Source organism: Sphingomonas sp. M1A8_2b (assembly GCF_053345535.1).
This window is the reverse complement of record NZ_JBKFAH010000003.1, coordinates 271,698-293,055: the sequence shown is the minus strand read 5'-3', so window position 1 is coordinate 293,055 and position 21,358 is coordinate 271,698. Positions and strand designations below refer to the sequence as shown.

Sequence of the window (21,358 nt, the reverse complement as noted above, 5' to 3'; positions counted from 1 at the left end):
GCTTCCTTGGACTTACTTGAGCGCTTCGGCGCCCGAGATGATTTCGACCAGCTCGGTCGTGATCGCGGCTTGGCGGGTACGGTTATACTGGATCGAGAGGCGCGTGATCATGTCGCCGGCATTGCGCGTGGCGTTGTCCATCGCGTTCATGCGCGAGCCCTGCTCCGACGCCGCGTTTTCGAGCAACGCGCGGAAAATCTGGATCGCGACGTTGCGTGGCAGGAGGTCGGCGAGGATCGCTTCCTCATCGGGCTCGTACTCGACCACGGCCTCGGCGGGGGCGTTTGGCTTAGCCTCGGCACCCGGGATCGTCGACAAAGGGATCGGGATGATCTGGATACCGGTCGGCAGCTGCACGAGCGCCGACACGAACTTCGCGTAGAACAGATGCGCCACGTCGAACTCACCCGCCGTGAAGCGCGCGATCAGGTCCTCGGAAATCTCCTGTGCATCGCTGAACGCGAGCCGCTTGATCTGCCCCATCTCGTGATCGGCGAGGATGTCGTTCGGGAAGAAGCGCTTGATGACGCGCCCCTTCTTGCCGGCGACGTAGAACTTCACGGTCTTGCCTGCTGCGATCAGTTCCTCGGCCTTGCGACGAGCCGCCCGGACGATGTTGGTGTTGAAAGCACCCGCCAAGCCACGCTCCGACGTCGCGATGACGATCAGATGGACCTGGTCCTTGCCGGTGCCCGCGAGCAGCGGCGACGCACCCGGTGCGATGCCGACGCGCCCCGCAAGGCTCGCCATCACCGCTTCGAGACGCTCGGCATACGGACGCCCGGCGACCGCCGCGTCCTGCGCACGGCGCAGTTTCGCGGCGGCGACCATCTTCATCGCCTTGGTGATCTTCTGCGTCGACTTCACCGAGCCGATGCGGATCTTGAGGGCCTTAAGTGATGCCATCTTCTCTTCCTGCTCCCTCGCTCCTCACAGAGGAGGGTCGGATTACATGCCCTGCTCCCTCTCCCCGTCGGGGAGAGGGTCGGGGTGAGGGGCAGTTGCAAAGCGCAACGCCCGGTACAACCCCTCACCCCAGCCCTCTCCCCGCAGGGGAGAGGGAGCTAATCAGGCAAACGTCTTCGCGAAAGCTTCGAGCGCTGCCTTCAGCTTGTCCTTCGCCTCGTTACCCAGGTCGCGGGTATCGCGGATCAGCTTCAGCACGTCGGCATGGTTCGCGCGCATGTCGGCCAGCAGCGCCTGCTCGTAGCGGGTCACGTCGGCGACCGGCACCTTGTCGAGATAGCCGCTGGTGCCGGCGAAGATCGACACGGTCTGCTCTTCGAACGGCAACGGCGAGAACTGTGCCTGCTTCAGCAACTCGGTCAGGCGCGCGCCGCGGTTCAGCAGCTTCTGCGTCGACGCATCCAGATCCGACCCGAACTGCGCGAACGCCGCCATTTCGCGATACTGCGCGAGCTCGAGCTTGATCGAGCCCGACACCTTCTTCATCGCCTTGGTCTGTGCGGCCGAGCCGACGCGGCTGACCGAGAGACCGACGTTGATCGCCGGGCGCACGCCCGAGAAGAACAGATCGGTCTCGAGGAAGATCTGGCCGTCGGTGATCGAGATCACGTTGGTCGGGATGTACGCCGAAACGTCGCCCGCCTGCGTCTCGATGATCGGTAGCGCGGTCAGCGAGCCGCCGCCATTCGCGTCCGACATCTTCGCCGCACGCTCGAGCAGGCGGCTGTGGAGATAGAACACGTCGCCCGGATATGCTTCACGGCCGGGAGGACGACGCAGCAGCAGCGACATCTGGCGGTACGCGACTGCCTGCTTGGACAGATCGTCGTAGCAGATCAACGCGTGCATGCCGCGATCGCGGAAATACTCGCCCATCGCGACACCGGTGTAGGGTGCGAGATACTGGAGCGGTGCGGGGTCCGACGCGGTCGCGGCGATCACGATGGTGTATTCCATCGCGCCATTCTCTTCGAGCGTCTTGACCAGCTGTGCGACGGTCGAGCGCTTCTGGCCGATCGCGACATAAACGCAATACAGCTTCTTCGACTCGTCGTCGCCGGCGTTGGCGATCTTCTGGTTGATGAACGCGTCGATCGCGACGGCGGACTTGCCGGTCTGGCGATCGCCGATGATCAACTCGCGCTGGCCACGGCCGACGGGGACGAGCGCGTCGATCGCCTTGAGGCCGGTCTGGACCGGCTCGCTGACCGACTGGCGCGGGATGATGCCCGGTGCCTTCACTTCGACGCGGCTGCGCTCGGTGGTGTGGATCGGGCCCTTGCCGTCGATCGGGTTGCCGAGGCCATCGACCACGCGGCCGAGCAGCTCCTTGCCGATCGGCACGTCGACGATCGTGCCGGTGCGCTTGACGATGTCGCCTTCCTTGATCTCGGAATCGCTCCCGAAGATCACGACGCCGACGTTATCGGCCTCGAGGTTGAGCGCCATGCCCTGCACGCCGTTAGAGAATTCGACCATCTCACCGGCCTGGACGTTGTCGAGGCCGAAGATGCGCGCGATGCCGTCGCCGACGCTCAGCACCTGGCCGGTCTCGCTGACCTGAGCCTCGGTGCCGAAATTGGCGATCTGATCCTTGATGATCTTCGAGATTTCTGCGGCGCGGATATCCATTAGCTTAGCCCTTCATCGCGTGCGCGAGAGTGTTGAGACGCGTCTTGATCGACGAATCGATCATCTGGCTGCCGACGCGGACGACGAGTCCACCCAGCAACGATGGGTCGACGCTGAGGTCGACGGAAACTTCACGGCCGACCCGCTGGCGGAGCTGATGCTTCAGCTCGATCACCTGCTCGTCGGTCAGCGGATGCGCAGACGTCACCTCGGCGGCGATCTCGCCGCGATGCTGCGCGGCAAGTGCGCGGAATGCCTTGATGATCTTCGGCAGCGCGCCCAGCCGGTGGTTCTCGGCGAGGACGCCGAGGAAGCTCTTGGTGGTCGCATCGACACCGAGCTCGTCGGCGACCCCGGAGACCGCCTTCACGGCAGCGCCACGCGAGACCATCGGGCTGACCGTCAGGTTGCGGAAGTCCTCGGACTGCGCGAGCGCGTCGCGCACGTTCGCCAGGCTCGACTCGACCGCATCGATCGCCTTCGCGTCACGCGCGAGTTCGAACAGGGCCAGCGCATAACGCCCGCCTAAGCTCGCCTGAATACCGCCGGATGTCTCCACGGACCTGTCAATCCTCGCCTGAAACCGAAATAGTGCCGTCCCACGGGGGAAGAGGGCGCGAAAGCACCTCTCATGGGACGCGGCGCGGGTAGCATCGGGTTCCCGGATTGGCAACCCGGCGGGGCGGTCAGGGGGGCGAGTTTGTGACTGTTTTGTCATTGATCGAGGGTTGGAAGGCCCCGATTCCGCCCCGCCCCGTCATCCCCGCGAAGGCGGGGATCCATATCCTCCGGACCCGGCGCTTTCACCGCACGGCCTGCCACTATGGGTTCCCGCCTCCGCAGGAATGACGATAATGGTGACGAATTGGATCACACGACGAGGACGAGAGAATGACCGGCACGATGGAAACGATGACGATGTCCGACGGCGCGACCGTCGCGGTCTATCACGCACAGCCTACCGGCGAGCGCCGCGGCGGCCTCGTGCTGGTGCAGGAGATCTTCGGCGTAACCGACCACATCCGCGACCTCTGCGACGAGTACGCCGCCGATGGGTATGAGGTCCTCGCCCCGGCCCTCTTCGACCGCGAGCATCCCGGCTTCGAGGCGGACTATTCGGGCGAAGGCCTCGCGCGCGGCGTCGAACTCGCGCGACAACTCCACCCGTTCGAGCTGTCGCTGAAGGACGTCCAGACCTGCATCGACACGCTCGCCCCCGCCGGGCCGGTGTTCGTGGTCGGCTATTGCTATGGCGGTTCGGTCGCGTGGTTCGCCTCGACCAAGCTCACCGGCGTCGCGGCGGCGAGCGGCTATTACGGCAGCATGATCCCCGCCGCGGCGGACGAGGAACCGAAGGTGCCGGTGATCCTCCACTTCGGCCGCCACGACCACGGCATCCCTATGGAGGGGGTCGAGCGGGTCATTGCCAAGGACTGGCCGAACGCGACGGTGTATGTCTACGAAGCGGGCCACGGGTTCAACTCGGACCGGCGGAAGGATTACCACGAGCCGAGTGCGGATTTGGCGAAGGCGCGCACGCTGGACCTGTTCCGCGCGAACGGGGGCTGACCCGCCTTCCCTTTGGCACCACCCCGGCGAAGGCCGGGGCCCAATTGGAAAGGTGGCAATAATTGAGGGATGCGCTCCGTTAGCGACGTCCCCCAATTGGGCCCCGGCCTTCGCCGGGGTGGTGACTGTGGTAAAAGACCTAGGCGCAGGCTGGCGCTAAAAGCGTGAAGCCAGCCCCCGCCGCCTTGTTCTCCCGCGAAGGCGGGAGCCCAGTCTGGGTCCCCGCCTTCGCGGGGAAACAACTCTCTGTCGCTCTCCCGAGATCACTCCTCAGGGAAATCGGCCCCAAGGCTGTCCACCTTATGCGCCTCGATCTCCTTCAACCGCTCCGCCAGTTTCTTCGTGACCGCATCATACCCCCAAGCCCCTAGCACGAGATGCCGCGGCGGATTCGCCCCCTCGGTCAGCGCGGTCATCGCCTCGCCAGCGCGCACCGGGTCACCCGCCTGCGTCCCGCTAACCTCGCGCGTGCTGTCGAGCCGCTTGCCCGCCGTCGCAGCATAATCCGCAATCTTCACCGGCGTCTGCTTCAACGAACGCCCGGCCCAATCCGTCCGGAACGGCCCCGGCTCAACGCAAGTCACGTCGATCCCGAGCGGCTTCACCTCCGCGAGCAGCGAGTCCGACCACCCCTCCACCGCATGCTTCGACGCAGCATAATAGCCCGAGCCCGGAAATCCGACCAACCCGGCGACCGACGTGATGTTGATCACATGCCCGCTCTTCTGCCCCCGCATGATCGGCAGCACCGCGCGAGTCAGCGCGAACAACCCGAACACGTTCGCATCGAACTGCGCGCGGATCTCGGACTCGACGCCTTCCTCGACCGACGCCTGATAGCCGTATCCTGCATTGTTCACGAGCACGTCGATCCGCCCGAACTGGGCCTTGGCCTGCGCGACCGCATCGTCGATCTGCGCCTGCTCCGTCACGTCGAGCGATAGCGCGAGTGCACGATCCTCGGCACCCTCCGCGAGATCGGCGACGCGATCCGCATCCCGCGCGGTAACCACCGCACGCCAACCGCGCGCGAGCACGAGCTTGGCGAGTTCGCGACCGAAACCGGTCGAGCAGCCGGAAATGAACCAGACGGGCGTGTCGGAGGCCATGAGACATCTTTCGTTATGGGGTATGCGCAAGGAAACGGCCGGGCCGGCGATTGGCTCCGCTTTGACCGCAAGCCACGGGATGCACGTGCGCCGCGACCGGCTATACCGATCCAATGAGCACCGCCCCCGACACCGACACCGCCTGGACCGCGTTCGCAGCCCGCGACCGCGCGTGGGACGGCCGGTTCGTCGTGGGCGTGAAGTCCACCGGCATCTACTGCAAGCCAAGCTGCCCCGCGCGCCACCCCAAGCGCGAGAACGTCACCTTCCACCCCGACCCGGCCAGCGCCCGCGCCGCCGGCTTCCGCGCCTGCCTGCGCTGCACCCCCGATGAAGTCGGCCGAGACCGCACCGCCGTCGCCGTCGCCATCGCGCTGCTCGAAGCCACCGAAGACCGCCTCTCGCTCGACGAGGTCGCCGCGAAAGTCGGCTACGCCCCGCACCATTTCCACCGCCTGTTCAAGCGCGCCACCGGCATCACCCCCGCCGCCTACGCGCGCGCCTTGCGCACCGGCCGCGCGGCCAACGCCTTATCGGAGGATTCGACCGTGACCGAAGCGATCTACGACGCCGGCTATTCGGCCCCCAGCCGGTTCTACGAGGCGGATGCGAAACGGCTCGGCATGGCCCCCAGCGCCTGGGCCCGCGGCGGCGAAGGCGTCACGATCCGCTGGACGGTCGCCGATACAAGCCTCGGCGCGCTGTTTGTCGCCGCCACCGACAAGGGCCTCTGCCGCGTATCCTTCGACGAGGACGCCGAAGACCTCCGCCGCCGCTTCCCCAACGCCACGATCGAACCGGGCGACGCGGCGCTCGCCACCCTAGCAGCGCAGGTCGTCGCCGCCGTCGAATCCCCCGATCGCGACCAGGATCTCCCGCTGGACGTCCGCGGCACCGCTTTCCAGGAAGCGATCTGGCAAGCCTTGCGCACCATCCCGATCGGCGAAACCCGCACGTACAGCGAACTCGCAGCCCTAGCCGGCCGCCCCGCCGCGGTCCGCGCCGCAGGTACCGCCTGCGGCCAGAACCCGGTGTCGATCGTCATCCCCTGCCACCGTGCGCAGCGGATCGGCGGCGCGCTTGGCGGCTATGCCTATGGGCTGGACCGTAAACGGGCGCTACTCGCGACCGAGGCTCAGCGCGCCGACTTGCAGGAATAGACGAGCTTCTCGTTCGGCAGCGGCGGCAATACCGCACGCACCGCCGCCTGCTGACCGGCGAGTCGACCAAGCGCCGCATCGTCCATGTTGCAGACGTTAGGCACGACACCGCGAGCCGTTCGCGCCGCGGTCATCCCCGCCGCCGACAGCAGATAGCGCGTGTTCGAATAGACGCGCGTCGCCGGATCGAACGACAGCACGGAGACGGTCTGCTCGGCATCCGGCACCAGCACGCGATCCCATCGACCGTTCGCCTCGACATATTGCGTCTTGCCGTTCACACACCCCTTCGCGCCCCAGTCGATCGGCACGTCGTCGCTGGAAGAGATGGTGATCCGGCTGCGCTCCGGGATCAGCGTGCACATCAGCTTGCCGAGCGCCGCATCCGGCGTCGAGATCCGTGTCTTGGGCAGCGCGGACAGCGGCACGTCGACCTCCCCCGAAGGCCGCAGCACGAACACAATGATCGCGACCAGCACGCTCAGCCCGCCGATCGACACCGCCCAGATCGCTTGGCGCCGCTGGCCACGGGACTCGAGCAGTCCCGCGCTCCCGATCACCAGCGCCCCCGCCACCAGCAACAGCCCGGCGAGCGCCATAACGTTCTCTCTCGCCCGCCCGGCCTCGGTCCGTGCCTTCTCCAGCGCAACCTCGCGTGCCATCGCATCCTGCGTCGCCGCGTCGCGTTTGGCCGACGCCGCATCGGCGGTGGCGCGCGCGTCCGCGTCGCTATCCTGCCGCAAGCGATCCTCGATCGACGTGCACCCCGTCCCGATCGACGCGTAGGGCTGTTTCGCATCGTGGAGGAAGCCGGCCAGCTCGGTATCCGCGATCGCGAACCCGAACGTCGAATCGCCCTCCTCGCCCCGCGTGATCGCCGAGTTCACCCCGATCACCCGCCCGCACCGATCAAGCAAAGGCCCACCCGAATTGCCCCGCGCGATGCTGGCCGTGTGCAACAATACCTCGACATTGCTCAGGACGCGCCGCCCGGAGAGCACGCCCTCCGACCGCACCGGCGTCATCGGCCGGATATAATCCGCCGCCGACCGCGCGGTAGCCAGGTCGACGTTGCCGGGGAAGCCGAGCGACACCACCGCGTCGCCCTCGGTCATCGGCCCGGTATACAGCGCGCTCGGCGGCAGGCGCGCGCCGGTGAACTCGATCAGCGCCAGGTCGCGCTGCGAATCATACGCGATCACCTTGCCCTGATAGGATTTGTCGCCCTCGGTCGGGACGATCCCGACGACGACGTTGTCGGGGTAGCGCTCGGCGAGGTCGACGACGTGCGCGTTGGTGACGATCCGGTTGGGCGCGATCGCAAAGCCGCTGCCGTGGCCGAAGCCGACCACCTGGTCGTCGACCACCGCGATCGTCACGACGCGCACGACGCCGCGCCCGGTGGCGGCGATGTCGTCGGCAGACGCGGAGCTCGCCAACCCGAAAGTCAGCGCGAGAAGGAGCAGCAGGCGGATCATTCCCCAGCCTTCGGGGAGTTCGCGGCGGCGATCAACCCTCGGTCCTTATGGGACGCTATCGCACCCGGTTTGGTTAGCGAATTATCAAGCCTTCGCGCCTACCCCAATGGGCAATCATCCGGGGATTTGGGCATGAGCGCATTCGGGCGTCGTAGTGGCATGAGCGGGGGGCAGAACGGGGCGCAGGCGGTGCGTCCGGCATTCGGCGTCGCCCGCCCCATGCAGGGCAGCGGGCCTGCGCCCCGCGCGGAACCCGAGGGCGGCGCGCAGTTTCCGCCGATCGATTCGCTGCCGATGCCCGGCGAGACCGAGGGCTTCGGCCTCGGCACGATGCCCGCCGGCCACCTCGACGCGATGCAGCGGCTGTCCGATCGCCAGAATGCGAGTGGGGAAGCCGGCAACAGCCGGACCGAAGGCTTCGAACAGTCGATCCACAAGATCAAGGAACAGGTCCTCCCCCGCCTGCTCGAACGCGTCGATCCCGAGGCGGCGGCGACGCTCAACAAGGACGAACTCGCTGAGGAATTCCGCCCGATCATCGGCGAAGTGCTCGCCGAACTGAAGTTGACGCTCAACCGTCGCGAACAGTTCGCGCTGGAAAAGGTGCTGGTCGACGAACTGCTCGGGCTCGGGCCGTTGGAAGAATTGCTGGCGGATCCGAACATCACCGACATCATGGTGAACGGCCCCGACCAGACCTATGTCGAGCGCAAGGGCAAGCTCGAACTCGCGCCGATCCAGTTCCGCGACGAGGAGCATCTGTTCCAGATCGCACAACGCATCGTGAACTCGGTCGGCCGTCGTGTCGACCAGACCTCGCCGCTCGCCGATGCGCGCCTGAAGGATGGTTCGCGCGTCAACGTGATCGTCCCGCCACTGAGCTTGCGCGGGACGGCGATCTCGATCCGTAAATTCTCGGCGAAACCGATCACGCTCGACATGATGGCGGGGTTCGGCAGCATGTCGCCCAAGATGGCGACCGCGCTGAAGATCGCGGGCGCGTCGCGGTTCAACGTGGTCATCTCGGGCGGTACCGGTTCGGGCAAGACGACGATGCTCAACGCGTTGTCGAAGATGATCGACCCCGGCGAGCGCGTGCTGACGATCGAGGATGCCGCCGAGCTTCGCCTGCAACAGCCGCACTGGCTCCCGCTCGAAACGCGGCCCGCCAATCTCGAGGGCCAGGGCGAAATCTCGATCCGCGATCTCGTCAAGAACGCGCTGCGTATGCGACCGGACCGGATCATCCTGGGCGAAATTCGTGGCTCCGAGTGTTTCGACATGCTCGCGGCCATGAACACCGGTCACGACGGCTCGATGTGCACGCTCCACGCCAACTCCCCGCGCGAGGCCTTGGCCCGCATGGAGAACATGGTGATGATGTCCGACATCAAGGTGCCGAAGGAAGCCATCTCGCGGCAGATCGCCGATTCGGTCGAGCTGATCATCCAGGTGAAGCGTCTGCGCGACGGCTCGCGCCGGGTGACCAACATCACCGAGGTGATCGGCATGGAGGGCCCGGTGATCGTCACGCAGGAGCTGTTCAAGTTCGAATATATGGACGAGTCCGCGGACGGGAAGATCCTCGGCGAATACCGCTCAATGGGGCTTAGGCCGTATACGCTGGAGAAGGCCAAGCAGTTCGGGTTCGATCAGGCGTATCTTGAGGCGTGTCTGTAGTCCCGTCATCCTGACGAAAGTCGGGATCCAGGGTAACATGCCGTGCCCTTCGCGGCTCTGGATCCTGACTTTCGTCAGGATGACGGACCGGAGAGAGCACGCTCAGTTCCCGCCGCTGGCACCACCCCGGCGAAGGCCGGGGCCCAATTGGGGGACGGTGATAACGTCGGGCGGCGCTCGGTCACTGCGGACGTCCCACTTGGGCCCCGGCCTTCGCCGGGGTGGTGCTACAGCTTCCCGTGTTACCCTTGCGAATTACCGTTCCCCCGCGAAGGCGGGGACCAGGAACCACCAACGTCGCCGCCGGTAATCCTTGGCTCCCGCCTCCGGGAAAACGAGGCGAGCGTGGTGTCGAACGCGCGCGCCAACGCCCCGCTTGTACGCCGCCGCCGACCCGCTAGGGACGCCCCACATGCGCCGCGCCCTTTTCGCTCTCGTTCCGCTACTCGCGGTCCTCATCGTCTCGGCGCGCGAGCCGGCAGCGCCAGCCGCCGCCATCTCCGCCGACACCTCCCCCGCCGCACGCGATCGCGGCATCTACACGCTCGCCGCCGATGCCGAAGCCCGCTGGATCCCGTTCGACCTCACCCCCGGCAACCAGATCCGCTTCACGATGCAGCTCGACGGCCGCGACGTCACCGCGATCCTCGATACCGGCGTCAGCTACACATTGCTCGCCAAAGCCTCCCCCGCGGTCGACAAGACCAAACTCGTCGCAGCCGGCAGCGCGACCGCGATCGGCGGATCGGTCGCGCTCGGCTGGATGCCGACCCGCATGGTCGCGCTCGGCGGGCTCGCACGGACTGGCGGCGGCGTGACGGTCGCCGACCTCCCCGCGGGCGCCACCGGCAGCACGGCCGCGGTCGACCTGCTCGTCGGCGCCGACATGCTCGCCGGCCATGCGCTCGACATCGACTATCCCGCGCACCGCTTCCGCCTGCTTCGCTCTGGCCGCCTCCCGTTCAAGGGTGAAACCGCCCCGTTGCGCGTCTCGTCGGAGCGCAGCGTCTACGAAAGCGCGATCACGCTCGGTGGCCGTCGCTTGGCGCCGGTCGTGGTCGACACCGGCGACGGCTCCGCGGTGACCGTTACCGCCGCCGGGTGGCAGGCAGCAAATCTGAAGGGGGTACGGACCACCACCGCGATCGCGTTCGGGGTCGGCGGCCCCGTTATCAGCGGGCTCGCGATCGTCACCGATCTGCGCGTCGGCGCCCGCGTCTCGCGCTTCACCGAAGTCCGCATCGAACCCGCGGGCGGCTTCTCGCAGGCGATCGGCACCGCCGGTCGGATCGGATCGGGCTTCCTCCAGCACTACCGCGTCCTGCTCGATCCCGGCGCACGCCGCATGGTACTGAGCCCCGGCCCGACCGCCGACCGACCGCCGCTACGCTCGACCAGCGGGCTCCTCGTCGGCGTCGAACCGGACCGGCTTAAAGTGCTGCACGTCATGCGCGACGGTCCGGCCGCGGCGGCCGGCTGGAAGGACGGCGAAACGATCTGCACGATCGATGGCGCGGCGATACCCCGCGATTATCCGACCAACCCGATCGCCGCCTGGTCGGCCGGCACGCCCGGCCGAATCGTCAGGCTCGGGCTGTGCGACGGCACCACGCGCAACCTGACCCTCGGGACTTTCTACTGATGCCGCGCAATCGTTGGGTGCAGGCGCTGATCCTGCTGCTGGTCGCGCTGGCGGTCCGGGCGTGGGATTTCGGCAATCCGGTGATCGAGCCCGACCAGCAATATTACCTGCTCGTCGGCGATCGCCTGCTGCACGGCGCGGTGCCCTATATCGACATCTGGGATCGCAAGCCGATCGGACTGTTCCTGCTGTTCGCCGGCCTTCGCACGCTGCCCGGCAACGGCATCCTCGCCTACCAACTCGCCGCGACGCTGTGCGCCTGGGCGACCGCGATCGTCGTCGTTCGCGCCGCCAGGACGATCGGCGCGAACGATCGCGGCGCGCTGGCGGCGGGCGTCTCCTACCTGCTGTTCATCTCGCTGGTCGGCGGCAGCGGCGGGCAGGCGCCGGTCTTCTACAATCTCCCGATGGCGGTCGCCGCGCTGTTGACGCTGCACCTCCCCGCCAAAGCCGCCGCCGGTCGGACCCGCGCGATCGTCTGGAGCGGTTTCGCCGCGTGCCTGTTCGGCGGGATCGCGATCCAGCTGAAATACACGCCGATGTTCGAAGGCGCGGTGTTCGGTCTCGCGCATGTCTGGTTTCTTCGGCGTGCGGGCGCGCGCTGGCGACACGTCCTGCTTGCGGCCGCGATTTGGGCGCTGATGGGGCTGGCGCCGACGCTCGCCGCAATCGGCTGGTACCGCGCGCAGGGTCAGGCGGCGTTCGATGCGTTCTGGTTCGCCAATTTCACCTCGATCGCTTTGCGCCGCGGTTATTCCGCCAGCGATCTCGCGATGCGGTTGCTCGGCATCATCGCGCAACTCTCGCCGCTCGTCCTCGGCGCGGTGTTGAGCTGGCGCGCCCGACCACGCGGCGGGGTCGCGGGTGAAACCGTCATCGTGGGCTATGCATGGCTCGGCTTTGCGCTCGCCGGATTCTTCGCGATCGGCACGTTCTTCGACCATTATTCGCTACCGCTGATCGCCCCGCTCGCGATCCTCGCCGCCCCGACGCTGGGTCGCTCGATCCGCATGCTGGGCCTGACGCTGGCGGTGGCGATCGCGATCCTCCTCGCGAAACGCGTGCTTCACCCGAGCGATGCCGCCGGCGCCTACCGGGTCGCCCATGTCGTCGCGGCGAACAGCGGCACCGAATGCCCCTACGTCTTCATCGGCGACACCATCACCTATCACCTCGCGCACGCCTGCCTGCCGACCGCCTACGCCTTCCCTAATCTGCTCGCCTACGACACCGAACAGGGCGCCACCGGGATCAACGAGGCCACCGAAGTCCGCCGCATTCTCGCCACTCGTCCGCCGGTCATCGTCACGTCGGACCGGCGGCTGTCGATCTGGAACCGCGGCAGCCTGCACGCGGTGAAGGCGGCCCTCGCCCGCGACTATCGCCCGGTGTTCACGACGCGGCGCAACGCTTGGCACACCATCGTCTATCTCAGGAACGACCGGCCGTTCAGGCCTTGAACGCGAGCCCGATGGTCACCGCCAGCGTGATCAGCGCCAGCATCTGCACCGTCGGCCAGTCCACCCAGCCGACCGAGTCCGGATCGTGCCGTCGTCGCCGACGACGTTCGCCGAACCCGGCAACAACGGCAAGCGCAGCCAGCCCGCCGCTCGCACTCCACAACAACGCCGCCATCGCTCAGCCGAGCTTCTCGACCTTTTCCTGCAGCTTGGCGAGTTCGGTCCGCAGCGCGGCGATCTCGTCGTCCTTGCTGGCGGCCGGCGCTGGCGCGACCGGCTTCAGCGCCTGTGCGGCGACGTCGAACATCTCGAGATTACGCTTGGCGATATCGGCGAACGGCGAGTTCGCGAAGGCGCCCTCGACCGCCGACTTGAACTGGTCGTGGTTGCGGCGGAAGCTGTCCATCGATGCTTCGAGATAGCCCGGCACCATCGTCTGCATCGAGTCGCCGTACATCGAGATCAGCTGGCGCAGGAAGTTCACCGGCATCATCGTCTCGCCGCGACTCTCCTCCTCCATGATGATCTGGGTGAGGACGTTGTGGGTGATGTCCTCGTCGGTCTTCGCGTCGACCACCTTGAAGTCGCGGCCCTCGCGGGTCATCGTCGCCAGATGATCGAGCGTGATGTAGGATGAGGTCTCGGTGTTATAGAGCCGCCGGTTGGCGTACTTCTTGATGATGACGATTCCGTCGGCCGCCGGTTGCTTCTTCATGGATCCCCCGTCTTATGTTTGAAACGGAGGCTACAGTCTTTGATGACGCACCGCAACAAGGACCGAGGCCCTTACCCTTGTTCCTCAACGTGCTGCGCAGCGAGACCGCAACATCGCCCGAGAGGATGGCCCGCGCGCTAGCCGGATTGCGCGCCTATCAGGCCGCACCACGAGAGCAGCGTGCCGATCCGATGCCCGCGATCCACTGTGCGGGCCGAGTCGCGTTGCGCGATTACGGTGGCACCGGGCGCCCCGTCGTGTTCGTCCCGTCGCTGATCAACCCGCCCGATATCCTCGATCACTCTGCCGACACTTCGCTGCTGCGGTGGATCGCGGCGCAGGGTTTTCACGCATGGCTGGTCGATTGGGGAGCACCCGGCAGCGAGGACCGCGACCTTGATCTGGCAGCCCACGTCGAGCATCTGCTCGTGCCGTTGCTGCAGAAATTGGACGAGCCACCGGTGCTTGTCGGCTATTGCCTCGGTGGCACGCTGGCGCTCGGTGCCGCCGCTATCACGCCCACAGCCGGTGTCGCGACGATCGCCGCCCCGTGGCATTTCACCGGCTACGGCGAAGGCCGATCCGCGCTCGCCGCGACCTGGACCACGGTCCAGCCCGCCGCCGCGCTGCTCGGCGTCCTGCCGATGGAAGTCCTGCAAGCCGGCTTCTGGCAGCTCGACCCTGCGCGGACGATCGCCAAATACGAAGCGTTCGCCGACCTCGCCCCCGACAGCGACGCGGCCCGCGCGTTCGTCCGACTCGAGGATTGGGCGAATGCCGGCGCCCCTCTCCCCTACGCCGCCGCCGCCTCGCTGTTCGAAGACTGCATCGCCAACGACCTTCCCGGCAAAGGCGGCTGGGTCATCGCCGGCACCCCGGTCGATCCACTCGCGCTCGCCTGCCCGACCGTCGAGTTCGTCTCGCTCAGCGATCGCATCGTCCCCGCCGCCACCGCGATCGGCCTCGCCGACCGCCGCGACCTCGGCGCAGGCCATGTCGGCATGATCGTCGGGCGCAGCGCGCGGCCGCGCCTCTGGGAACCGCTCGCCAACTGGATCGCCGCGCTCGGCTGACCTACATGGGGTCCAACCATAGAGGACCCTGACATGACCGATCTCAACCCGAACGACGTCGTCATCACCGCCGCCAAGCGCACGCCCGTCGGCAGCTTCCTCGGCGCGTTCGCCACCACGCCCGCGCATGAACTGGGCCGCATCGCGATCGAAGCCGCGCTCGCCCAGGCCGGCGTCGCGGGCGAGGACGTCTCCGAAGTGATCCTCGGCCAGGTCCTCACCGCAGCACAGGGCCAGAACCCCGCGCGCCAGGCGTCGATGGCGGCTGGCGTGCCGAAGGAGATCCCCGCCTGGGGCGTCAACCAGGTTTGCGGTTCAGGCCTCCGCGCGGTCGCACTCGCGGCACAGGCGATCCAGACCGGCGACGCGACCATCGTCGTCGCGGGCGGCCAGGAATCGATGTCGCTCTCCGCGCACGCGCAATCGATCCGCGGCGGCCAGAAGATGGGCAACCTCAGCCTCGTCGACACGATGGTCAGCGACGGCCTGACCGACGTCTTCAACGGCTATCACATGGGCATCACCGCCGAGAACCTCGCCGAGCAATACCAGGTCACCCGCGGCGAGCAGGACGCCTTCTCGGTCGCCTCGCAGAACAAGGCCGAGGCCGCACGCGGTTCGGGCCGCTTCAAGGACGAGATCGCGCCGGTCACGATCAAGGGCCGCAAGGGCGACACCGTGGTCGCCGACGACGAATACATACGCGCCGGCGCGACGATCGAAAGCGTCTCGGGCGTAAAACCGGCCTTCAAGAAGGACGGCACGGTCACCGCAGCCAACGCCAGCGGCCTAAACGACGGCGCCGCAGCCCTAGTCATGATGCGCCGCGACGAAGCCGAACGCCGGGGTTCGACCATCCTCGCAACGATCCGGAGCTGGGCCTCGGCCGGCGTCGACCCATCGATCATGGGGATCGGCCCCGTCCCCGCCACCAAGCGCGCGCTGGAAAAGGCCGGCTGGACGCTCGCCGACCTCGACCTGATCGAAGCCAACGAAGCCTTCGCCGCGCAGGCGCTGTCGGTCGGCAAGGAACTCGGCTGGGACGCATCGAAGGTCAATGTCAACGGCGGCGCGATCGCGATCGGCCATCCGATCGGCGCCAGCGGCGCCCGCGTCCTGACCACGCTGATCTACGAGATGCAGAAGCGCGATGCGTCGAAAGGCCTGGCAACTCTCTGCATCGGGGGGGGCATGGGCATCGCGATGTGTGTCGAAAGGTAAGACACCAAACAACGTAACATTGTGTCGAGCGAACTTAAACCATGACCTAAATGTGACGATTTTGTCACGATCGGTAATAAACCGCACGTCGATCCGGCTCGAACCTGAACACAGGCTTGCCAGTCGTCGCCGTTAGCGGCTGTATGTCCCCAGAACGGCAAAAGTGCCGGCAAACGGGGGACTTAGAGTGTCTAGAGCACGCGATTTTTTATCCGCGACCATATTGGCGGCAGGCGCTGTAATATTGCCATCCACGGCCTATGCGCAAACCGCTTCGGCGGACGCGGCTGCGCCGGACGGTCAGGTCTGTACGCCGACTGCGACCACGCCATGCCCGGATGACGCGACGCTCGAAAGCGCGGATGGTCAAGGTGCCGAGGGCGGCGAGATTACGGTTACCGGCTCGCGTATTCGCAGGCCGAACCTCGACTCGGCGGTTCCGATCACCTCGATTGCAGGCGATGTATTCTTTCAGCGCGGCACGACGAACGTCGGCGATACGCTCAACGACCTGCCGCAGTTGCGCAGCACGTTCTCTCAGCAAAACCCTGGTTCGGGTATCGGCATTGCGGGTCTGAATTTGCTCGATCTTCGCGGCCTCGGCACATCGCGTACGCTCGTCTTGGTCAACGGCCGCCGCCACGTCGCTGCCGACATCCTGAACAACGCGGTCTCGCCCGACGTCAACACGATCCCGAACGACCTGATCGAGCGCGTCGACATCATCACCGGTGCACAGTCGTCGGTCTATGGGTCGGACGCGGTCGCGGGCGTAGTCAATTTCGTGTTGCGTGACAGCTACGACGGTGCACAGATTCGCGGTCAGGCTGGTGTTTCCGACAAGGGCTTCGGCGGGAACCAGTATGTCTCCGCAATGGTCGGCAAGAACTTTGCAGAAGGCCGCGGCAACCTAACGCTGCACGGCGAATACTCGCATCAGGAACGGGTGTTCGGATCGGATATCCCGTCGTTTCGTCGAGTTGATGGCCTCGGTATCGTCGACGTCGATCCGGCCGGCCTTCCCAACGGCAGCGACGGGTTCCCTGACCGCGTATTCATCCGCGACATCCGCAGCGCGAGCATCAATCGCTACGGTCTGGTACCCATCACGCAGCTCTCGACCAACCCGGGCTGCGGCACGGGGATCGGCGCAACCAACGGTGCGCCGGGCACGACGGGAGGCACCGCCTATAACTGTACCTATGTCTTTACTCAGGCTGGCCGCCTGACGCCGCAAACCGGCTCGCGTTACGGTCAGGGAATCATCGGTGGTATAACCGGCGGCAACGGCCAGACTGGTCGCGAAGATCAACTGCTTTCGGTACTCCCCTATCAGCAGCGACTGAACTTCAACCTTCTCGGGCATTTCGAAGTCAGCAAGGCCTTCGTGCCGTTCATCGAGGCCAAGTGGAACCGCGTGGATACGCTCGGTTCCAACGCAGGACCGTCATTCATCCAGGGGACGTTCTCACAGCTTGATCTTCGTGAGCGTGTCCGTCTCGACAATCCCTTCCTAAATCCTACCGATCGCGCCACGATCGCCAATGCGATCCTAGCATCAGGCTGCAACACCAGCCTGACGGCCGCGTGCTCTCCAACCACGACGCGGTCGACCTTCGGTGGACAAGGCGTCGGTGGTCCGTTGAATGCTGCAGACCGCGCGGCGATTGCAGCCGGAACCTACCGCTTCGTGGACTCCCGGGTTTTGGCGGATTCAGGTATCCGCGATGAAAAGTTCCGTCGCGATACCTACCGCATCGTCGGGGGCGTCCGCGGAAACTTCAACGACGACTGGAACTACGAACTTTCCGGAAACTACGGCAAGTTCAAGGAAGACACGACGACGTTCGGCTATCTCGATCGCCAGCGTTTTCTGCTTTCACTCGATGCCGGGCGTAATCCAACCACTGGCCAAATCCAGTGCCGGGCTCAATTTGATCAAGCGTCTGCCACGCCGTTCGCAGGCAGCAACGCTCGTCTCGCGTCGGACATCGCCGCCTGCGTTCCCTACAATCCGTTCGGTGGAGCGGACAACACGGCGGCGGCGAACTATTTCAGCTATAACGCCCGGCACAAGGCAAGCCTGTCGCAGCTCGACATTCAGGGCTTCGTCGCGGGCGATCTGAGCCAGTTGTTCGAACTGCCCGGCGGTCCGATCGGGTTCTCGATCGGCGGCGAATACCGCAAGGAGCGAGCGCGGTATCAGAACGATCCCTTCGTCGAGAGTGGCGCAACGAACGCGGTCATCATCGGTGAGTTCGACCCGCCTGCGTTCCAGGTCAAGGAAGCGTTCGGCGAAGTCCGTATCCCCCTTCTGAAAGAGATGCCTTTCTTTCACGAGTTGACCTTCACAGGCGCCGGTCGCGTTTCGGACTACAAGGGCGCGGTCGGTACAGTCTACACGTACAACTTCGGCGGCGAGTGGGCACCGATCCGCGACATCCGCTTCCGTGGCAACTACGGCAAGTCGGTACGCGCGCCGAACGTGTCGGAAACCGGTTTCCCGGCGGTTCCAAACTTTGCCCCAGGGTTTCTCGACCCTTGCGCATCGGGCAACATTGCCAACAATCCGAACCGTGCCGGCAATTGTCTGGCAGACCTGGGGGCGACGCTTCTCGCAGGTTTGCCGAATGTGTCCTATTCTCTGAACATCATCAGCGGCAGCAATCCGAACCTGGATGCCGAAACGTCGAAGTCTCTCACGCTCGGTGCGGTCGTGACGCCGAGCATGGTTCCCGGCCTTTCGTTCAGCGTCGACTATTACGACATCAAGGTGAACAACGTCATCGTCTCGTTGACGGCTCAGACCATCGCCAACAACTGCTATGATCAGCCGACTACCAGCAACGTATTCTGTTCGCTGTTTACCCGCTTCCGCGGTCCCGGCACGGGATCGTTTGGTGAACAGCCGGGCCAGATCCTCGGCAACTCACTGGTGTCGGCAGGCGTCAACTTCGCCAAGCGCGTACGTCGCGGTATCGATGTCAATGCGACGTATCGCACGGAGATCACCAGTACCGTCGCGCTCAACACCAACCTGATCTACACGCATGGCCTGAAGTCGAGCAACTACGAGAACCCAGCTCTTCCGGATTTCGAGAACCGCCTGCTCGGCGAACTCGGCGATGCGCAGGATGAGTTTCGCCTCGACACCGATCTGAGTGTCGGAGCATTCAGCTTCGGCTATCGTCTGCGGTATATCGGGCCGACCGTCGTCAATGCTTATGAAGATTTCTATGAACTGCCATCGGCTTGCACCGCAGCGGGCTGCCCACCCAACAACTCGGATTATTCCGATATCCGCAAATACCCGAAGGTATTCTACAACGATCTGCGCTTCACGTGGAATTTGACGGATATGGGCGGCCTTGGTCGTGAGTTCCAATTCTACTTCGGCGTAGACAACGTACTGGACAAGAAGCCGCCACTTGGCAGCACCGGAACGGGCACTGGTAGTGCGGTCTACGATATTCGCGGCCGCAACATGTACGCCGGTGTTCGCGCGCGGTTCTAAACGCCGATCGCTTCGACTATTCAGGGGTCGGTGGTTTCCACCGGCCCCTTTTTTTGCCTGCTAGTTGAGACACTTTCATGTGATGGGTGACCAATGACCGATGATACCGTCGCGCAAGCCGATCAATTGATCGCCGAAGGCCGCATGCGCGAAGCGGTGGCGCTGGTCGAAAAGGCCGGTGCATCGGGCAATCCGGCGGCGCTTTTCCGTCATGCTGTTTGGAAGCTCGCCGGTGCGCCGCTACCGCGCGATTTGCCTGGCGCGCGTGCGCTGCTTCGCCAGGCTGCGATCCGCGACAACCTTGACGCGGCGCTGGTCGAGATTGCGCTTACGGCCAATGGGAGCGGCGCGCCTGCCGATTGGGCCAGCGCGGTCAGGTTGCTCGAAGACATCGCAAACCGCAGCCCGGTCGCCCAGGACCATCTGACCCTGCTTCAGCGGATGCCGCTCACGGCCGATGGAAATCCCCTGCCCGTTCCTCGCGCCAACAAGATCGCGGACTCCCCGCAGGTCTGGCATGTCCCCCACTTGTTCACACCGGCCGAATGCCTTCATGTCGGGCAAGGCGCGGCCGACATGCTCCAGCCGGCGATGGTTGCCGACCCGCGAACGGGACGGAGCATCGCCAACCCCGTCCGCACGTCCGACGGCGCGGTCATCGGCCCGACCCGGGAAACGCTCGTGATCCAAGCCCTAAACCGTCGGCTGGCCTCCGTGACGGCGACCGACTGGCGTCAGGGCGAGGCATTGTCGGTGTTGCGCTATCAACCCGGGCAACAGTTTCGCCCGCATCTCGACGCGTTACCGGGAACGCGCAACCAGCGGATCCGAACGGTGCTCGTGTACCTGAACGACGGTTTTTCGGGCGGCGCTACCTCGTTCGTGCACAATGGCTTGAGGGTCACCCCACGTGTCGGCGATGCGATCATCTTCGACAATGTCCGCGCCGACGGTTCCGTCGATCCGATCACGCAGCACGCCGGTGACCCTGTCATCAGCGGCGTCAAATGGCTTGCAACGCGGTGGATACGCGCGCGGCCTTTCGACATATGGTCTGGGCCGGAAAACGCGGTCTGACGGGTCAGATCCACGTTCTCGCAAACCGCGCGCCCAGTCCCGTGAGCAACTCGTACTGGCTCATACCGGAAATGACCGCGGCTTCGGCCACCGCATAGTCCAGCGCTACCCAATCACCCTCTTTCAAGCGACCCGCATCGGCGACTTTTATGGCTGTCAGGTCCATCGAAACGCGCCCGATGATCGGCAAGTCGACGCCCGATGACCTGGCCATGCCCACATTCGAGAAGCCGCGCCAATATCCGTCCGCATACCCCAGATTGATGATCGCAACCTCGGTGTCGACGGCCGCCGTCCAGATCGCATTATACCCGACGCTCTGGCCGGCGGGCACCCGGCGCCTTTGCAGGATCTGGGCTTCGGGAACGACGACTTGCCGAATGGAGGCCGTCAGGTCGCGCCGCGGGACGCCGCCATACAGCGCCAGCCCCGGTCGGGTGAGATCGAAGGTGTAGCGCGATCCCAACGCGATCCCCGCCGAATTGGCGAGGCTCATGCGGCGCGCCGATGTTGCACCTGCCAGCGCCGCGAACCGGTCGCGCTGTACCGCGTTCATCGGCGAATCCTCGTCCGCGCAGGCGAGGTGGCTCATCAGCGTTTCGATGGGGATGCCCTCGATCAAGCCGGCGGCGATATCCTCCGCCGACACACCGAGGCGGTTCATGCCGGTGTCGACCATGACGTCGCACGCGCCGCCGCACGCAGCCTTCCAGCGCGCGACCTGGATCGGCGTGCTGAGAACCGGGCGGGCGAAACCGGCTGCGGCGGCTGGCATGTCCTCGTCGCGAACCCCGTGGAGGACCGACACCGTCAGGCCGAGCGGCGCGAGTTCGGCGGCTTCCTGCCAGTTCGAGACGAAGAAGTCGCGGCACCCCGCGTCGGCCAGCCGGCGCGCAACCTCGATCGCGCCGAGGCCGTAGCCGTTCGCCTTCACCGCCGCGCCACACGCCGCAGTGCCGCTCATTCGATCGAGCGTGCGCCAGTTCTGGACGAGGGCGTCGCCATCGAGGCGCAGGCGGAGCGGGGCGGGAATGTCGATCACCCGGCGCGGAATAGGGCCCC

General features: G+C 65.7%; 17 protein-coding genes. 9 read left to right on the top strand and 8 right to left on the bottom strand.

Features of this window, described 5'->3' with window-relative positions:
* Positions 1-12 precede the first annotated feature (12 nt).
* The 3 genes from ACLBWL_RS13720 to ACLBWL_RS13710 all read right to left on the bottom strand — a co-directional run bounded on the left by ACLBWL_RS13720 (position 13) and on the right by ACLBWL_RS13710 (position 3,157).
* Positions 13-906, bottom strand: coding sequence for a F0F1 ATP synthase subunit gamma (locus ACLBWL_RS13720; protein ID WP_447793934.1), 894 nt, complete (start codon positions 904-906; stop codon positions 13-15).
* Between the two features lie 162 nt (positions 907-1,068).
* A complete protein-coding gene (atpA, locus tag ACLBWL_RS13715) occupies positions 1,069-2,598 on the bottom strand; it encodes a F0F1 ATP synthase subunit alpha (RefSeq protein ID WP_055873607.1) in 1,530 nt (509 codons plus the stop codon).
* A 4-nt stretch (positions 2,599-2,602) separates the two neighbouring features.
* Positions 2,603-3,157, bottom strand: a complete 555-nt coding sequence (locus ACLBWL_RS13710; protein ID WP_447793931.1) for a F0F1 ATP synthase subunit delta — start codon at positions 3,155-3,157, stop codon at positions 2,603-2,605.
* 332 nt (positions 3,158-3,489) lie between these two features.
* On the opposite strand from ACLBWL_RS13710, the gene ACLBWL_RS13705 reads away from it, so the two are divergent.
* Positions 3,490-4,167: a dienelactone hydrolase family protein gene (locus ACLBWL_RS13705; RefSeq protein WP_447793929.1), complete on the top strand. Its 678-nt coding sequence runs from the start codon at positions 3,490-3,492 to the stop codon at positions 4,165-4,167.
* A gap of 263 nt (positions 4,168-4,430) precedes the next feature.
* Here ACLBWL_RS13705 and ACLBWL_RS13700 read toward each other — a convergent pair whose 3' ends face one another.
* Positions 4,431-5,276, bottom strand: coding sequence for an oxidoreductase (locus ACLBWL_RS13700; protein ID WP_447793927.1), 846 nt, complete (start codon positions 5,274-5,276; stop codon positions 4,431-4,433).
* A gap of 113 nt (positions 5,277-5,389) precedes the next feature.
* Here ACLBWL_RS13700 and ada point away from each other — a divergent pair, with 113 nt between their 5' ends.
* Positions 5,390-6,436: a bifunctional DNA-binding transcriptional regulator/O6-methylguanine-DNA methyltransferase Ada gene (ada, locus tag ACLBWL_RS13695; RefSeq protein ID WP_447793925.1), complete on the top strand. Its 1,047-nt coding sequence runs from the start codon at positions 5,390-5,392 to the stop codon at positions 6,434-6,436.
* On the opposite strand, the gene ACLBWL_RS13690 is transcribed toward ada, so the two are convergent.
* Positions 6,412-7,914: a S1C family serine protease gene (locus ACLBWL_RS13690; RefSeq protein WP_447793923.1), complete on the bottom strand. Its 1,503-nt coding sequence runs from the start codon at positions 7,912-7,914 to the stop codon at positions 6,412-6,414. The two genes, ada and ACLBWL_RS13690, sit on opposite strands and share 25 nt — an antisense overlap.
* Before the next feature lie 132 nt (positions 7,915-8,046).
* Here ACLBWL_RS13690 and ACLBWL_RS13685 point away from each other — a divergent pair, with 132 nt between their 5' ends.
* The 3 genes from ACLBWL_RS13685 (at position 8,047) to ACLBWL_RS13675 (ending at position 12,696) form a co-directional block, all read left to right on the top strand.
* The gene (locus tag ACLBWL_RS13685) at positions 8,047-9,594 is read left to right on the top strand and encodes a CpaF family protein (protein WP_447793921.1); all 1,548 of its coding nucleotides are present in this window, start codon (positions 8,047-8,049) and stop codon (positions 9,592-9,594) included.
* Positions 9,595-10,006: 412 nt separating this feature from the next.
* Positions 10,007-11,236 (top strand): hypothetical protein, encoded by a 1,230-nt coding sequence (locus tag ACLBWL_RS13680; RefSeq protein WP_447793919.1) that lies wholly within the window; start codon positions 10,007-10,009, stop codon positions 11,234-11,236.
* Positions 11,236-12,696 (top strand): ArnT family glycosyltransferase, encoded by a 1,461-nt coding sequence (locus ACLBWL_RS13675; protein ID WP_447793917.1) that lies wholly within the window; start codon positions 11,236-11,238, stop codon positions 12,694-12,696. The genes ACLBWL_RS13680 and ACLBWL_RS13675 overlap by 1 nt, the downstream gene beginning before the upstream one ends.
* Here ACLBWL_RS13675 and ACLBWL_RS13670 read toward each other — a convergent pair.
* Both ACLBWL_RS13670 and phaR read right to left on the bottom strand, forming a co-directional pair.
* Positions 12,686-12,871 carry a hypothetical protein gene (locus ACLBWL_RS13670; protein ID WP_447793915.1) on the bottom strand — a complete coding sequence of 62 codons (186 nt, stop codon included), beginning with the start codon at positions 12,869-12,871 and terminating at the stop codon, positions 12,686-12,688. The two genes, ACLBWL_RS13675 and ACLBWL_RS13670, sit on opposite strands and share 11 nt — an antisense overlap.
* Positions 12,872-12,874: 3 nt before the next feature.
* Positions 12,875-13,411, bottom strand: a complete 537-nt coding sequence (gene phaR, locus ACLBWL_RS13665) for a polyhydroxyalkanoate synthesis repressor PhaR (RefSeq protein WP_447793914.1) — start codon at positions 13,409-13,411, stop codon at positions 12,875-12,877.
* 125 nt (positions 13,412-13,536) lie between these two features.
* Between phaR and ACLBWL_RS13660 the strand changes: the two genes are divergently transcribed.
* The 4 genes from ACLBWL_RS13660 to ACLBWL_RS13645 all read left to right on the top strand — a co-directional run bounded on the left by ACLBWL_RS13660 (position 13,537) and on the right by ACLBWL_RS13645 (position 20,296).
* Entirely contained in the window at positions 13,537-14,484 is a 948-nt protein-coding gene (locus ACLBWL_RS13660; protein WP_447793912.1) for an alpha/beta hydrolase, read from the top strand.
* Positions 14,485-14,517: 33 nt separating this feature from the next.
* Positions 14,518-15,705, top strand: a complete 1,188-nt coding sequence (locus ACLBWL_RS13655; RefSeq protein WP_447793910.1) for an acetyl-CoA C-acetyltransferase — start codon at positions 14,518-14,520, stop codon at positions 15,703-15,705.
* 244 nt (positions 15,706-15,949) lie between these two features.
* Positions 15,950-19,219 carry a TonB-dependent receptor domain-containing protein gene (locus ACLBWL_RS13650; RefSeq protein ID WP_447793908.1) on the top strand — a complete coding sequence of 1,090 codons (3,270 nt, stop codon included), beginning with the start codon at positions 15,950-15,952 and terminating at the stop codon, positions 19,217-19,219.
* 93 nt (positions 19,220-19,312) lie between these two features.
* Positions 19,313-20,296: a 2OG-Fe(II) oxygenase gene (locus tag ACLBWL_RS13645; protein WP_447793906.1), complete on the top strand. Its 984-nt coding sequence runs from the start codon at positions 19,313-19,315 to the stop codon at positions 20,294-20,296.
* Between the two features lie 4 nt (positions 20,297-20,300).
* Here ACLBWL_RS13645 and alr read toward each other — a convergent pair whose 3' ends face one another.
* Positions 20,301-21,329 carry an alanine racemase gene (gene alr, locus ACLBWL_RS13640; protein ID WP_447794406.1) on the bottom strand — a complete coding sequence of 343 codons (1,029 nt, stop codon included), beginning with the start codon at positions 21,327-21,329 and terminating at the stop codon, positions 20,301-20,303.
* Between the last annotated feature and the right edge of the window lie 29 nt (positions 21,330-21,358).

What these genes read in the sequence shown, in the direction of transcription:
- ACLBWL_RS13705 (WP_447793929.1), top strand. Translation starts at nt 3,490, where the DNA reads ATGACCGGCACGATGGAAACGATGACGATGTCCGACGGCGCGACCGTC.
- ACLBWL_RS13645 (WP_447793906.1), top strand. Translation starts at nt 19,313, where the DNA reads ATGACCGATGATACCGTCGCGCAAGCCGATCAATTGATCGCCGAAGGC.
- atpA (WP_055873607.1), bottom strand. Translation starts at nt 2,598, where the DNA reads ATGGATATCCGCGCCGCAGAAATCTCGAAGATCATCAAGGATCAGATC.
- phaR (WP_447793914.1), bottom strand. Translation starts at nt 13,411, where the DNA reads ATGAAGAAGCAACCGGCGGCCGACGGAATCGTCATCATCAAGAAGTAC.
- ACLBWL_RS13685 (WP_447793921.1), top strand. Translation starts at nt 8,047, where the DNA reads ATGAGCGCATTCGGGCGTCGTAGTGGCATGAGCGGGGGGCAGAACGGG.
- ACLBWL_RS13675 (WP_447793917.1), top strand. Translation starts at nt 11,236, where the DNA reads ATGCCGCGCAATCGTTGGGTGCAGGCGCTGATCCTGCTGCTGGTCGCG.
- ACLBWL_RS13655 (WP_447793910.1), top strand. Translation starts at nt 14,518, where the DNA reads ATGACCGATCTCAACCCGAACGACGTCGTCATCACCGCCGCCAAGCGC.
- ACLBWL_RS13660 (WP_447793912.1), top strand. Translation starts at nt 13,537, where the DNA reads ATGGCCCGCGCGCTAGCCGGATTGCGCGCCTATCAGGCCGCACCACGA.
- ACLBWL_RS13690 (WP_447793923.1), bottom strand. Translation starts at nt 7,914, where the DNA reads ATGATCCGCCTGCTGCTCCTTCTCGCGCTGACTTTCGGGTTGGCGAGC.
- ACLBWL_RS13670 (WP_447793915.1), bottom strand. Translation starts at nt 12,871, where the DNA reads ATGGCGGCGTTGTTGTGGAGTGCGAGCGGCGGGCTGGCTGCGCTTGCC.
- ACLBWL_RS13720 (WP_447793934.1), bottom strand. Translation starts at nt 906, where the DNA reads ATGGCATCACTTAAGGCCCTCAAGATCCGCATCGGCTCGGTGAAGTCG.
- ACLBWL_RS13700 (WP_447793927.1), bottom strand. Translation starts at nt 5,276, where the DNA reads ATGGCCTCCGACACGCCCGTCTGGTTCATTTCCGGCTGCTCGACCGGT.
- ada (WP_447793925.1), top strand. Translation starts at nt 5,390, where the DNA reads ATGAGCACCGCCCCCGACACCGACACCGCCTGGACCGCGTTCGCAGCC.
- ACLBWL_RS13680 (WP_447793919.1), top strand. Translation starts at nt 10,007, where the DNA reads ATGCGCCGCGCCCTTTTCGCTCTCGTTCCGCTACTCGCGGTCCTCATC.